At 49.9% G+C, this 13,953-nt stretch carries 14 protein-coding genes; 7 read left to right on the top strand and 7 right to left on the bottom strand.

The window, feature by feature from the left end; all coding sequences use genetic code 11:
* Positions 1-315: 315 nt before the first annotated feature.
* From NDI52_RS25675 to NDI52_RS25660, 4 genes are all read right to left on the bottom strand, one after another.
* Positions 316-690: a response regulator gene (locus NDI52_RS25675; RefSeq protein WP_348256551.1), complete on the bottom strand. Its 375-nt coding sequence runs from the start codon at positions 688-690 to the stop codon at positions 316-318.
* Positions 691-697: 7 nt separating this feature from the next.
* A complete protein-coding gene (locus NDI52_RS25670; protein WP_242035643.1) occupies positions 698-2,449 on the bottom strand; it encodes an ATP-binding protein in 1,752 nt (583 codons plus the stop codon).
* Positions 2,450-3,061: 612 nt separating this feature from the next.
* Positions 3,062-4,948, bottom strand: a complete 1,887-nt coding sequence (ilvB, locus tag NDI52_RS25665) for a biosynthetic-type acetolactate synthase large subunit (RefSeq protein WP_190772055.1) — start codon at positions 4,946-4,948, stop codon at positions 3,062-3,064.
* A 283-nt stretch (positions 4,949-5,231) separates the two neighbouring features.
* On the bottom strand, positions 5,232-5,765 hold the full coding sequence (locus NDI52_RS25660; RefSeq protein WP_190772054.1) for a hypothetical protein: 534 nt from the start codon (positions 5,763-5,765) through the stop codon (positions 5,232-5,234).
* Between the two features lie 293 nt (positions 5,766-6,058).
* Between NDI52_RS25660 and NDI52_RS25655 the strand changes: the two genes are divergently transcribed.
* From NDI52_RS25655 to NDI52_RS25640, 4 genes are all read left to right on the top strand, one after another.
* Positions 6,059-7,147 (top strand): glycosyl transferase, encoded by a 1,089-nt coding sequence (locus NDI52_RS25655; RefSeq protein WP_190772053.1) that lies wholly within the window; start codon positions 6,059-6,061, stop codon positions 7,145-7,147.
* A 72-nt stretch (positions 7,148-7,219) separates the two neighbouring features.
* Entirely contained in the window at positions 7,220-7,636 is a 417-nt protein-coding gene (locus NDI52_RS25650) for a secondary thiamine-phosphate synthase enzyme YjbQ (protein WP_190772052.1), read from the top strand.
* 381 nt (positions 7,637-8,017) lie between these two features.
* Positions 8,018-8,143 carry a DUF4278 domain-containing protein gene (locus NDI52_RS25645; protein ID WP_190789245.1) on the top strand — a complete coding sequence of 42 codons (126 nt, stop codon included), beginning with the start codon at positions 8,018-8,020 and terminating at the stop codon, positions 8,141-8,143.
* Positions 8,144-8,267: 124 nt separating this feature from the next.
* A complete protein-coding gene (locus tag NDI52_RS25640; protein ID WP_277874859.1) occupies positions 8,268-8,396 on the top strand; it encodes a hypothetical protein in 129 nt (42 codons plus the stop codon).
* A gap of 166 nt (positions 8,397-8,562) precedes the next feature.
* Here the strand turns inward: NDI52_RS25640 and NDI52_RS25635 are convergent, their stop codons facing one another.
* Positions 8,563-8,817: a SemiSWEET transporter gene (locus NDI52_RS25635; protein WP_190773683.1), complete on the bottom strand. Its 255-nt coding sequence runs from the start codon at positions 8,815-8,817 to the stop codon at positions 8,563-8,565.
* Positions 8,818-9,287: 470 nt separating this feature from the next.
* Here NDI52_RS25635 and NDI52_RS25630 point away from each other — a divergent pair, with 470 nt between their 5' ends.
* Positions 9,288-9,602, top strand: a complete 315-nt coding sequence (locus NDI52_RS25630) for a YbjQ family protein (protein ID WP_190773682.1) — start codon at positions 9,288-9,290, stop codon at positions 9,600-9,602.
* Between the two features lie 98 nt (positions 9,603-9,700).
* A complete protein-coding gene (locus NDI52_RS25625; RefSeq protein ID WP_190773681.1) occupies positions 9,701-10,147 on the top strand; it encodes a heavy metal-binding domain-containing protein in 447 nt (148 codons plus the stop codon).
* 188 nt (positions 10,148-10,335) lie between these two features.
* Here the strand turns inward: NDI52_RS25625 and NDI52_RS25620 are convergent, their stop codons facing one another.
* A complete protein-coding gene (locus NDI52_RS25620) occupies positions 10,336-10,590 on the bottom strand; it encodes a hypothetical protein (protein WP_190773680.1) in 255 nt (84 codons plus the stop codon).
* Positions 10,591-10,637: 47 nt separating this feature from the next.
* Positions 10,638-11,792, bottom strand: a complete 1,155-nt coding sequence (locus tag NDI52_RS25615) for a Gfo/Idh/MocA family oxidoreductase (protein ID WP_190773679.1) — start codon at positions 11,790-11,792, stop codon at positions 10,638-10,640.
* A gap of 1,412 nt (positions 11,793-13,204) precedes the next feature.
* Here NDI52_RS25615 and NDI52_RS25610 point away from each other — a divergent pair.
* Entirely contained in the window at positions 13,205-13,750 is a 546-nt protein-coding gene (locus NDI52_RS25610; protein ID WP_190773004.1) for a response regulator, read from the top strand.
* Positions 13,751-13,953: the final 203 nt, after the last annotated feature.

Raw genomic sequence — 13,953 nt, 5'->3', positions numbered from 1 at the left:
ATCACGCAGGGGATGTTTTTGGCGACGGGTCATAGCAGGGCACCCAAGGGTTCCCTACTATCTTGACAGCCGCCTATAAAAAATGGCGATATTCGAGTCAAATGACCCACTAGTAGGCTGCGGTCTAAGTTCGCAACCTATGTTTTGTGTGGGGTGCGAAGCACCCCACACAAAACATAGGTAATGGATTTCTGCCTCAGCGTACTAGTAGGCTACGGCCTAAGTTCGTTGCCTATTTTTTGTGGTGGGGTGCGAAGCACCCCACCACAAAAAATAGGTTGTACACTTCTGCCCCAGCCTACTAGTAACAGGGCTCTACAACACCCAATTAAGAATATGGGCGATCTTTGACGGTAGCTCCAGAGCGTTGAAAGGTTTTGGAATCATTCCGTCCACAGGTAATGACTGCCATTCTTCGCCATGTGTATGGGTTTGAGCGGTTAAGAAAATGACAGGAATGTGTTGAATTTCCGCATGGGCTTTTAGCTCTTTGAAGGTCGCTACCCCATTCATCTCAGGCATGATGAGATCCAGTAGGATGGCGTGGGGTTGGTGCGTGCGGGCGATCGCTACTCCCTCTTCCCCCGAACTAGCGGTCAACACCTGCCACCCCGCTGTCATCTGGATGCCAAATTGCACAACGGTTTGAATCGTTTCTTCGTCGTCAATCAGTAAAATCCGTCGAGCCACAATACATTCATGATTCACAATCGGGTTTAGCGACAGGCAGTGTGAAGGAAAAGGTGCTGCCCTCACCCCAGACACTCTCGGCCCAAATCATACCGTGATGTTGGGTAATAATTTTACGGCAAATGGATAATCCCAGGCCTGCTCCTCCTTTACGACGAGAGTGGGGATGGGCCTGCTGAAATTCCTCAAAAATCCGCTCCAACTGATCAGGCGGAATTCCTTGACCCTGATCCCGAACCTGGAACAGGGCGGCGCTTTGGCTAGCCGTGGAGGGCTGTTCTTGAGGAGATGACAGGCCCGGTTTAACTGTCAGAGTTAGCCGGACGGTTCCCCCAGGAGGTGAAAACTTGATGGCATTACTCAACAAATTAGTTAATACCTGCACGAGGGCATCGGGGTCGGCCCAGAGTTTCGCATCAACAGGCTCGGATACAAGGATGACCTGCTGCTGCTGGGCCAGGGGCGCCATGGCGGCGATCGCCTGCTCCATCAGCGGGGCCGCTGCACAAATTTGGGGATTCAGCACCACCTTACCTGCTTCAAACCGTTGCAGGTCCAACACATTCGTCACCAATCGCATCAACCGCTCGGCGCTCTGGTCAGCGATGGACAGCATTTGCTGCCCCGCTGCCGAGAGGGAGCCAAGTTGACCTGTCGCCAGAATTTTTAGGGCGCTATGCAGAGAAGAGAGAGGAGTTCTCAATTCATGGCTGATGACTGAAACCCATTCATTCTTGGCCTGCTCACGGCTTTTATACTCACAGATGCCCTGATGCAAATGATGATTGGTGACTTGCAATTCGGCAGTACGGGCTTCCACTTCTGTATCGAGGTAATGGGCCCATTGCAGATGGGTGAGAGCCAGGCTGACTTGATCCGCCAGTTGCCGCATCAGATTTAGCTCAAAATCGACCCACTGCCGGGGACGGCCGCATTGATGAGCCACTAATAGCCCCCATAGAGCATTCTGCCTGCTTGCTCTGCCCACATCATAGGCAATGGGCACCACTAACTTAGCGGTAACGCCGAACTGTGCGATAAAGTCCACTAGGCAGGGTGCCAGCCCGGCCCCTGGGTCATGCACGTCAGCGATCGCTCGCACCCGCCCAGCCGCATATAGGTGCTGAGCACTGCGCGGAAACACCTCCTCCGAAAAGGTCTGATGCATCAGGACGGGAACATAGGGCAACGTAGCTTCGCTGACCGCTTTGCCAGAACCATCGGGCAAAATTTGGTACACCAGCACCCGATCTGCTTCTAAAATGCGCCGCAACCCTGATACCAGGCTATAGAGAATGTCGTTGAGCTGTGTTGCCTGTCGGATTTGTTGGGTCAGTTCGTTACACAGGGCCAACCCCTGCTGATGCCGCTGCAGTTCGGCTTCCATAGCGGCTCGTCCCGAGTGAATGGGGTGAAAGCGCACCAGATGGGTCTGGGCGATCGCCCGTGGAGTCAGTGTATAGGTAACCTCTCGATAGGTTCCATGGGGGCTCAGGAGCAGCAGCTCACCACATAAGGGGTAGCCACTGGTGCACTGAAGGGGAATTGTGGCGACATCAGCTCCAACGCCACTGAAGTCGGCTAGAGCCTTACCCAGAAGGCGATCGCGGGGTATACCAAATAGATTACAGGCCGCATCGTTGAGGTCAAGGAAGTGGCCCTGGTCGCTGAGGAGGGCGATCGCCTCCTGAGCCTGCACCATTGTGACGGGCAAAAACCGGGAAGACGCAGCTGCGATTGCGGAGGAAACCCGAAGCATCCCTCAACTCCATGGCGACAACTTGGGAAAAAGCGCTCAGATACCTATTGTGTTACATGAATTTTGCGAGCGTTGTTTATTCAAATTATCGGGAGCTTTAAGGTATGTGACGCAGGTGTAGCAAAAATTAATCAAAAAAGCCGGCATTACTGAATAGGGGAATGAAATGGAACGCCAACCCATAGTTCAGCGCTCCATTTCACTTCCCTATTCAGCAATGCCAGACAAAGTCGATTGTAGTGGGATACTTTGCCCCGCCGTTAGTCTAAGGAGGTTTCTGCATAAGAATTTACCCAGAATGTTGGTGCTTTGCCCGCTTAGCGGGCAAAGCACCAACATTCTGGGGGTAATTTCATTACTGGAAATCTCCTAAGTTCTAAGAGGACAGCCCGTTGAATAGGAATGGCGATCTAAAATTTTGGGAAAAACGTAGATGCACCCTGATTTAGGTTGCATTAGGAGCCAATAAAAGCACGCAAGAGAAACTACATTTGACAAGTTTGCCATTTCGCAAAAAAAACAGCTTTTACTTGGCGAGCAACGCTACGCAAAATAAAAGCTGTTTTCAGTCTGGGCTATGGAGTGAGCTAAAACTCACCCCATCGCTATTTTCTACAGTTTCGTGCCGCACTCGGGGCAGAAGCGATTGCTGGGCTGATTCTCGGCACCACAGTTGGTACAACCAGTGGGCTCAGTAGCCGCTTCAGAAGGGCGCTCGGGAAGCCCAATCATCTGAGCGTTGCTCTTGCCGGGGGCCACCATGGGATAGCAGTTTTCGTTACGCTTCACAACTACATTCAGCAGACAAGGGCCGTCGTGAGCAATCATTTCGGCGACGGCTGCGGTCAAATCTTCTCGCTTGTCGATGGAGATGCCTTTGATGCCGTAGGCGTCAGCCAACTTCACAATGTCGGGTGCGCCGGTCTTCATGTCCGAGCAGGAGTAGCGCTCTTCGTAGAAGGTTTGCTGCCACTGGCGAACCATTCCCTGCCAACCGTTGTTGACGATGACCACTTTGACGTTAATGCCGTACTGAGCCAGCGTTCCCAACTCTTGCAGGTTCATCTGAAAGCTAGCATCGCCGCTGATACAGATCACTTCTTCCTCAGGCAGCGCCACCTTCACACCCATCGCAGCCGGAACCCCGAAGCCCATAGTTCCCAGGCCAGCGCTAGAAATCCACTTGCGAGGGCCGTTCTTGAGGAACTGAGCAGACCACATCTGATGCTGCCCTACATCAGTGGTGTAGTAAGCCTCAGGTGCCTGACGGCCCACTTCCACAATCACTTCCTGAGGGGATAGGGAATCCTCGTAGTGAGGCACGACCAGCGGATAGTCTTGCTTCCAACGGTTGATGCGATTGAGCCATTCCTGAGTCAGGGTCGCGTCGGGGTGTACACCGCTTTCGTAATCACGGCGTAGCATCTCAGACAGTACATAACGTACGTCGCCCACGATAGGCACATCGGGAGTACGGTTCTTACCGACCTCAGCGGGGTCTACGTCGATATGGATGACTTTGGCATGGCAGGCGAACTCGTCGAGCTTCCCCGTTACGCGATCGTCGAAGCGAGCACCAACAGCTATCAGTAGGTCACACTCGCTCACAGCGTAGTTGGCGTAGGCGGTGCCGTGCATCCCCAGCATCCCAACGGAGAGAGGGTGATGCTCGTCAAAGGCCCCTTTGCCCATGAGAGTGGTGGTGACGGGAAGGTGATAACGCTCTGCCAGGGCTTTGATCTCGGCGTGGGCATCAGCACTGATGGCACCGCCACCCACGTAGAGCAAAGGACGACGGGCCTGACGGATTAGCTTAAGAGCCTGATTGATCTGACGGGGGTTACCCTTGACCGTGGGCCGATAACCGGGCAAACGGACTTCACCGGGTTCGACGGGGGTGTAGTCAAATTCTTCGAGGCCGACATCTTTGGGGATGTCTACCAGTACGGGGCCGGGACGACCAGAACGGGCGATGTAGAAGGCTTCTGCAACGATCCGTGCCATATCTTTGGTGTCACGAACCACATAGGAGTGCTTCACAATGGGCAGGGTGATGCCGTAGATGTCGGTTTCCTGAAAGGCATCAGTACCAATGGCGGCACGGCTAACCTGGCCGGTAATGACCACCATGGGGATGGAGTCCATCTGGGCGTTGGCGATGCCAGTGACGAGGTTGGTGGCACCGGGGCCGGAAGTCCCGAAGCATACACCCACTTGCCCAGTGGCACGGGCATAGGCGTCAGCGGCGTGCGCGGCTCCCTGCTCGTGGCGCACCAGGATATGTTGGATTTCGCCCCGGGCTTCGGCGCGATACAGTTCATCGTAGATGGGCAGAATGGCCCCGCCGGGATATCCGAAGATATGCTTGACCCCATGACGGCGCAGGCTGTCAATCAGGGCGAAGCCTCCGGTTGCCCGGACTGGACCAGTAGCCTTAGAGGATGTGGCGGTGTTAGTACCAAGGGCGATCGCCGGAGTAGCAGGGAGCACTTCTTGCATAGGTCTAGATGTATCGCGTGATGCAATAAATGTTAATTTCTCAGTCTAGTGCTGATTTGGCCAGCCTGTCGAGATCTAAAACTTGAGCAAATGATTACGCTGGACTTCTATCCTCTGGTGAAAATCCTTAAATTCGTGCTGGGGATCACGATATTCCGTTCTATTAGTTCAGGAATGGTTTGTTGAGCCTGTTGCAGACTTCCCCTTAAAAAATGTTGTTTTGTCATCGTTTGCCAGCTTTTAATCTTGTTTGAAGCCTTGCTATGTCTGACTTTTGGATGATTTACTGGGAAGTTTGTGTCAGAATTTCATGAATAAAAACTGCGGCAGTGGTGTGGCTACGGAGGCCCCAACCCGATGTTCGCCAGCCAGAGGTTTGCTGGGGCGATCGCCACAGCTCCAAATGCTCGACTGCTGGGTCGGCATAGAAATTCAAGGTTGAGCTGCCCGTGACTTGGGAACTCCAGTGAGTGAACCTATCGTGGCTGAGGCGGTAGATGGGGAAGTTAGCCCAGGCAGGGACCCCCCAACCATCTAAAGCGATGAGGTAGGCAATCTGGCCACCCTGCATTTGCCATAGATGAGCAGCTCCCATCGCTCCAACGACGCCTGCACTGAAGGCGATGATTTGTAGGGGAGGAGCTGAGTGAGGGTGAGGAAGCGATCGGCGGAAAAACGTCAGCACCGCCAGGGGAGAGTAAGGCTCTTCCTGGGATGCGGGAAACACGGCTACGGTTTCGGGTGCAAGCCCCAAGCCCGTGAGGAATGCCTGGGTTAATGCGGGATCATGAACCCCAGGGCAAATGAATAATGTCATAGACCTATCTACGCTTTAAGTGCGAGCTTGTGGTTTTATGCTCAAAACCTTACTGCATTGTTGCTATGACCCGAGACAGCTTGCCCCTGGCGGAGTGGAGCTTGGCCCCGTCCCGCTCCTTCAGGTACAAGCTTTGGAGGTGCATCCCACTTCTGTAAGTGAAGCTCCAAATTTGCAAAAGTGGGATGCACCCCAAGCTTTGTACTGATGCCTATGGAATGTGGATTGATTTTGCTACAAGATAAATGTCGTTTTGAGCTAGGGTCTTAGCAGAGCAACTTACCCCCTTCCCTATGCCTGAGCCTATCCTTTACGTGGCCGTTACTAACCACGGGTTTGGTCATGCGACCCGTACCGCATCTGTGGTAGCTGAGATTCAGCGGCAGTGCCCGGATATTCGTATCATCATTACCACAACAGCACCCCGGTGGTTGTTAGAGTCTTATATTGAAGGGGATTTTGTTCATCGGCCCCGGGCTTTTGATTTGGGTGTGGTGCAAAGTGATAGCATCACGATGGATAAAGCGGCCACTCTGGAAAAGCTGAACCATATTCGAGAACGGGCTCGAGCTACGATTGCCTCTGAAGTGACGTTCCTGAAGCAGAATCGGGTCGGGCTGATTTTAGGAGATATTCCACCTCTGTTGCCACCTATGGCTCGCGCCGCCGGGATTCCCTGCTGGATGATGAGCAACTTTGGTTGGGATTTTATCTACCGGGATTGGGGCGAAGAGTTTTATGGCATTGCGGATTGGATTGGAGAGTGTTTTGGGCAATGCGATCGCCTCTTTCGTCTCCCCTTTCATGAACCGATGAGTGCCTTTCCTCATATTGAGGACATTGGTTTGACGGGAGGATCGCCCCGTCATAGTGCTGAGGAGATTCGGCAGCTATTTGATCTGCAAACTCCGCTAGAAAAAACGGTGCTGTTGACCTTTGGTGGGCTGGGATTAGCTGAAATCCCCTACCAGGGGCTGACGCAATTCCCCGATTGGCAGTTTATTACCTTTGATCAAGACGCGCCAGAGTTACCGAATTTGCTTAAGGTCAAGACTCGGTTTGGCTCAAAATACAGACCAGTAGATGTGATGCCGGTGTGTGGGCGAGTGGTATCCAAGCCGGGATACGGCACTTTCTCCGAAGCCTGTCGCACAAATACCCCGCTCGTTACCCTGACACGCCGAGACTTTGCGGAGGCTCAGGTGCTGATTGATGGGGTGTGTGACTTGCTTCCTCACCAGATACTGGAGCCGCATGAGTTTTACCAGGCCAATTGGGAATTTCTGCATGAACCGTTGACCTCGCCGCGTCATCCAAATTCAGTGACCTGTGATGGCAATGAGGCGATCGCCCGTGCCGTCATTGATTACCTGATGCCCTAGAAGACTTGTTTTTCCTTGCTCAAAGCACTACAAAAACAATCCTTCAAATAAGTCCTGATCGTTGGTACTGTTATGCCCCACCATCAACAACTACTCCGCATTCAAACCCGAGGCAAATCTCTGCACAAAATTACCCGTGAGGTTAATGCTGTGGTTGCCCAATCAGGGGTTCGCACCGGGTTGTGCAATTTGTTTTTGCGCCACACCTCCGCCAGCCTCATCATTCAAGAAAATGCTGATCCCGATGTGCTGACGGATCTGGAGAATTTTCTGGAGAAACTGGTGCCAGAAAGCTATCCCTATATCCACAGTACCGAGGGCCCAGATGATATGCCCGCTCATATTCGCAGCGTGCTCACCCACACATCTGAGCAGATTCCTGTAGGGCACGGCCAACTCATGTTGGGTACCTGGCAGGGGATTTACCTGTGGGAACATCGCGATCGCAGCCACCAACGGGAATTGGTAGTACATGTTTGGGGAGATTGATTTCTCGTACTCCTAAAGCCAGAAGGGTAATTTTTCCATCGCTCAACGATGGAAAAATTACCCTTCTGGGTTCTGATGCAAGATCTGAACATATCTCATTGAACAAGCGAGCGGCATCTAATGCTGCCGTTCGCTTGTTCAATGAGATATCTACTGTTTTTAAGGAGATTTCCAGTAATGAAATTACCCCCAGAATGTTGGTGCTTTGCCCGCGAAGCGGGCAAAGCACCAACATTCTGGGTAAATTCTTATGCAGAAACCTCCTAAGCAGTCATCCGACTGGCGTAGAAAATTATCCCTCCAATGGGTGAGACGTTTGGATGAAGTAGTTTCGTAATGCCTCTCCTAAGATAAAAGCATGACTGAAAGAGGAAATGGGTTATGAAACTCTCCTATCGCGGTGTGAAATATGAAGCCAAAATTCCTGTTGTCGCTACAGAAACAGGTAAAGTGATTGGTCACTATCGAGGTGTGGAATTGCGTTCCCAAGATGTAAAAGAGCGATAGACGCAGGCTCATTGCTTCGTCAACTGTCTTTAGCTTTTGACTCCCTGAGAAACCGAGATATCCCGGCCTTTACAAGGGCCGGGCTTTTTTTATAAAGCCTGCTTTAATTCGCTTTAATATAGCAATGTGTAAGTGCGTTAAGTACAGCAACGGTGGTGTGGGGCACGAAGTGCCCCACACCACCGTACTTAATCAACCCGTACAGCGCTATAGTGCGATCGCTCGGTTAGTTGGGTTTAAGTCTAAAAGATAGAGTCAGAACTTACACATTGTTATTGGAATAGTATGGAAAACACACCTCATCTAATAACAATGTGTAAGTTCTGAGAACCTGTTTATGAAACCCTTGTAGCAGGACTTGAAGACCAACCAGTTGGCTTTTTCTACTTTCTTGTGCATAAGTGATCACTACTGCACAGTTACTTAAAACGCAATTTGAAGAACAAAATCAAGAGAGTTAGCAGTAATGTAATGCCATTCGACAGAATAACTGGTAAGGCTTGAATTGATAAGCCATAGATAAACCATAGGAGAATCCCTGTGGTAAATGTTGCTAACCATGCCATAGAAATATCGCGAGCCGAGCGAGACTGCCAGGTCTTTAATAATTGTGGGATGAAGGCGGCAGTGGTGAGGGTTCCAGCTACCATACCGAGTAGGTTTGTAAATTCCATAAGGTTAAAGTTTGGCCAATTTTGGGCTTAGGATTAATGCGTGCAACGCAAATGCAAAGACTACACTCTCACAAAAACTGGTTTTAGAGAGTGCTCAAATGGTTGATCTTTCTATATCCCCTGGAGCAAAGGTATTTTCTATGCCCCAGAATAGATAACTCTGTCCAGTACGCTGAGGCGCAAATCCATCACCTATGTTTTGTGTGGGGTGCAAAGCACTCCACACAAAACATAGGTTGTGAACTTAGGCCGCAGCCTACTAGCCCCGTGAGGGAGGGAAGATGAGTGTAGGACAAAGTTCAAGTTTCACACTCATCTCCCCTCTCTCACCGAATCGGTAAGTGCAGTAGCGAGCTTCTGTAGGGTCTGATTTTGCTAAGTTGACGAAGAAACGTTGCGAGGGGCGATCGCCCCCGATTCTGGCGAATACAATTGCGGCTATCCAACTTGCTTAGGACTGTTAAACATCTATGATTCTGACCACCCTTGAAGGCGTGCCGGGTCGCCGTATCGTGAAACATTTTGGTGTGGTTCAGGGAAGCACCGTGCGGGCTAAAAATATTGGTAAAGACATCTTGGCCGGGCTTAAAAATATTGTTGGTGGAGAGCTTAAAGGCTATACAGAGTTATTACAGGAAGCCCGTCAGGAAGCCACTAACCGTATGGTGAAAGAAGCCTCCATGATGGGAGCCAATGCTGTGGTTAATATACGTTTTGCCACTTCTTCTGTTGCTGCCGGGGCTGCTGAGATTTTCGCCTATGGCACGGCTGTAGTTGTCGAATAAACCCTTAATTTGCAATCTGTCGTTTCCGACGGAGAAATGGCAGATTGCAAATTAATTATGTTCTGGTGCTATACATTCCGTCACTGCACTTAAGGCTTATGGAATACTTTGAACTCTGGTTTTTTCTGGCCCTGCTGCTGATCGGTTTATTCGCAGGTTCCCTTAATGAACAGCAACACTTTCGCAACTTACGGGAGCGGGAAAAGCGGGTACGGCAGCTTTCGGTGATTAATTTTGGGGCTCATGAGCCTCTACCGGATGCAAGGGACGCCATTTTGGTAACAGGCAGTGTAGTCATTGCTAGTGACCTGTTTCGTTATTATGTGGCAACTTTGATAAGCCTGATTGGAGGCCAAATTGGAGTGTATGAAACCCTATTAGAACGAGGACGGCGAGAAGCAATGTTGCGCATGAAGGAGGCGGCGATCGCCCAAGGTGCCCGACAAGTTCTCAATTTTCGTATGGAAACCGTCAGTATCAATAGTGAATCCAGCAACCAAGGAGCTGTTGTAGAAGTCATCGCCTACGGAACAGCAATTCGATAATTTGGCGCATTCTTTTGAAACTTTTCGCTTTGCATCGCCTTACACAATCTTGTTAGGACTGTTTATTGTTAAAAAGCCGCGCTCTGCGCGGCTTTTTAACAATAAACCTCTTAGTTTTGAGCGTGTACCGCCTCAAAATGAGGAGTTTCAGAAGAATCGATCATTGCTGCTTTAAATGGAATGCAGCGTTAAAGCGCACCGGGTACATCCGGGTCTTCCTCGCCGCCGATGACGCCGGGTTGTACAGCGGAGGTGTCGTACAAATCCTCAAAGGAGGGAATGTCAACTCCAATGTGTTCGCCAGCCTCGCGGAGGGCTGCTTCAAACGCTGCAATATTGCTGCCGTAGCCACATCGTGAGGCAGCCGCTCTGATGCCCTGCGAGCTATTGGCACGGGCGCAATCAATTAGTTCAGAGCCAGTAAGACGTTCAGTGGAAGCCATAGTTTGGGTACTAGGTAGTGGACAACAGGTTGTAGGAGTGGAAGGAGTTAGGATTTGCCCGATGGATCGGCCGCGTGTACCAGTGGAGTAGAGCCCTGTTTAGCGGGATAGCGGATAATTTGATCGGGGCCGGGGCGCTGCTTACGGGGGAAGGCGGGAAGTTTGATGGGGTGTCCTTCCATTTGGGCAGATCGGGTAATGGCCGAAATGATGGCAACGTCAATCAGCCCTTCTAGTCCCGAAGGTTCAGGTTCTTTGTCCTGTAAGATGCAGTCGGAGAAGTAGGCAATTTCAGCAGCAAACTGATCACCTACAGGAATAGATTGTTCTTGCTTCTCGCCATTGATGGTAAGGGTTTGCTGGATTTCGCCCTGATAGGTGTAGGAGGGGTCCAAACGCAGGCTACCCTTCGTGCCAATGATCTGAAAATTGGATGTGGGAGTGACGCCGAAGCTAGAGGTGAAGGTGGCGAGGCGATCGCCCGGGAACCGCAAGACCACGCTTGTCATCTCATCGCTCTCACGGAAGCGAGAATCGTTGTTGTGGTTGCTGGATAGAGCGATGACTTCCGTTGGGTCTTCTTGAAACAGGTAACGGGCGGCATTGATACAGTAAATCCCCATGTCATAGACCGTACCACCACCGTTATCAATGGGTTCTAAGCGAACGTTTTCTTCTTCAACCTGTTGAGACAGGATGGATTGGAAGATTCGCAACTCCCCCAAATCTCCGGATTGGGCCACTCGCACTGCTTCCATATTGGCGGGGTCAAAGTGCAGACGATAGGCAATCATCAACTTGACATGATTATCCTGAGCCGCCCGGATCATCTGCTCGCATTCTGCTTCAGTGACGGCCATAGGTTTCTCACACAGGACATGAATGCCCTGTTGAGCTGCTCGTACCGTGAAGTCGCAATGCAAGTGGTTCGGCAGAGCAATGTAGACCGCGTCTACCAGGCCACTGCTGAGGCAATCGTCGTATTCCTCATAGGAGAATACACGCTGCACGCCTCCCTGCCGTTGCACCAATTCGGCTAGTTTCACCGGATCACCAGAGACCAGAGCTACCAACTCTGAGTTTTCGGTTTGCTCAAAAGCTGGTAAGACATCTTCTTGAGCAATCCAACCGAGGCCGACAACGGCGTAGCGGATTTTACGAGGCTCTGAGGGTGAGCGATCGGACTCAGACGCATGAACCATAGCTGAACTCCAGCATCTGCGGATGTTTTCTCAGCGTAGGAAGTTATGGCTTGGTGTGCCTCTTTCAAGAGGTTGATTTGATTCAGTCTTCTGATTCGGTAAATACAGTGCTGCCATGTTATACGAGTACCCCGAATATTTCTGAAAACCTTATTTCTGTATGAGCTTTGCGTATACAAGATCAAAGATTTCAGAAATACCCAAGGCTCAGGATGTCCTACAAAATGGAACCCCGATTTTTTGAAAAAGCTTGGCTACGTCGAGCTTTTTCAAAAAATCGGGGTTCTATTAAATTCACGATATAACATTAGTTCGGACAGTTTTTCTGAAGCCCTTGATTTTGCGTGCGCGAAGCGCACGCAAAATCAAGGGCTTCAGAAAAACTGTCCAGAGTATTGGATATAAGGAACTGATTGAATAACTCTGAGCTAGAGACACACGGTGTACGGAGCCTTCTGTACTTACGAAACTGGTTTATTACCTTGTAAAAGGGCGATTACACGATCGCATAGTACCGATGCCTTACTGGTGGCCCTGGGCGATCGCCAATGCATAAATAAACACCTTCAGTCTTTCACTAACAGATTGAGCTGATTAGAAAATCATTAGTTCGGACAGTTTTTCTGAAACCGTTGATTTTGCGTGCGCGAAGCGCACGCAAAATCAACGGTTTCAGAAAAACTGTCCAGAATATTGAAAATTAGACGTTGTTAAATAGGGGATGGGAACAAACTACAGGGCGTTTCATTTCATCCCCTATTTAGCAACGCCAGAATTTGAATCAATTACTGAGTATTAAAAGTCCGCTATTTTGAAAGATGCTAGGCTTAGCTCTCAAAAGTCAGGTGGTATGAAAATTTTTTGTATCTCAAAAGGTACTACAGATTTATGTAGAAATAATGTAACGGTTGGTATCAGTTACCTGGAGCTGGCATAAGCTCTTTTTTGAAGTGCTAGTCATCCTAAGATCGCCTGAAATAGTTGCACCCAATACGTTTTTAACAAAAGACAAAATAAATACTTTAGCTTGGTTAAGCAACAGTTAGTAAGGATTTATATTGAAGCGTTAAGATAGGGGTTGGCAAAGTGGAAGATGTGTTCTACTATAAAACCTAACTAAATAATTTTCGTTACTTTCATAATCATCAAAAATTTTCTGGGTTTATAACTTCATCCCTTTGTTCGTTGCCTGACGGTTTGTCAAACAGCATCAAGCCTGATTCGTTCAAGATTCATCTTGCTAAAAGGCTTGTCAAATTTTCCATACTCCACAAGCTGTTTGCTCTTCCGAAGTAATTTATCAATGGCTCTGCTTAATCATTCGTGTTCAACATTAGCAATAGATGTGCAGGTTTGGTGTTTCTGTTGCGATAGCTGAACTGCCGATCTGATCTTCATTTGGTGTTTGGCCTATGAACAGCGATCGCGTGCGAATTCTAGTTGTCGATGATGAGCCAGATCATCGACTTCTCATTCAAACCATCCTTAATGAATTCATTTCCCAAAAACTTGACTTAGCTGAGGCCTGTGATGGATTGGAGGCCCTGAAGCTTTTTCAAACCTGGCGCCCCGATCTGATTCTGATGGATTTGTGGATGCCTCATATGAATGGAGAAACTGCAATTCGACAAATTCGTGCCCTTGAAAGCCAGTGGTGCAAGGCAGACTCTCTATCCTTCCGCTACCCTTCTGTACGCATTCTGGTAGTGACAGCGGCAACCTTTGAGTCCGATCGCGCCTCTGCTTTTACAGCAGGTTGTGATGGCTTCATCCGTAAACCTTTAGACCTTGATGACTTTTTGTACAAACTTACGCAGCACTTGGATAGCCTTAACTCTGGCTTTTCAAAAGCTTTTCAACATCCATGGCCGGCCCCCCAAATCAATTCCCAAGCGGGTCTATGTAGCCAGTTAAAGCCCAATTCAGGAGATGTCCGCTGTACAGCAGGCATTTTCTGAATTGGGCTTTAACTTACATCGTGCACCTTCTCTGTCTGCGATATTGCATCAGGTGTGGCTGGCTTACGTCAGTCCTCCGGTTATGAAGTGTATACCTTTGGGGCCTGTTTCAAATGTGGATGGGGTGTGGTGAAAGGGGCACTTCGTGTCCTTTCACCGCACCCCATCCACGTGTTTAGAACACTACCAGATTCTCATTACGG

Origin of the sequence: Leptolyngbya sp. PL-A3, assembly GCF_039962325.1 — a bacterium.
Classification (GTDB): domain Bacteria; phylum Cyanobacteriota; class Cyanobacteriia; order Elainellales; family Elainellaceae; genus Vacuolonema.
The sequence above is the reverse complement of the archived record's forward strand: the minus strand, read 5'-3'. Positions and strand labels throughout refer to the sequence as shown.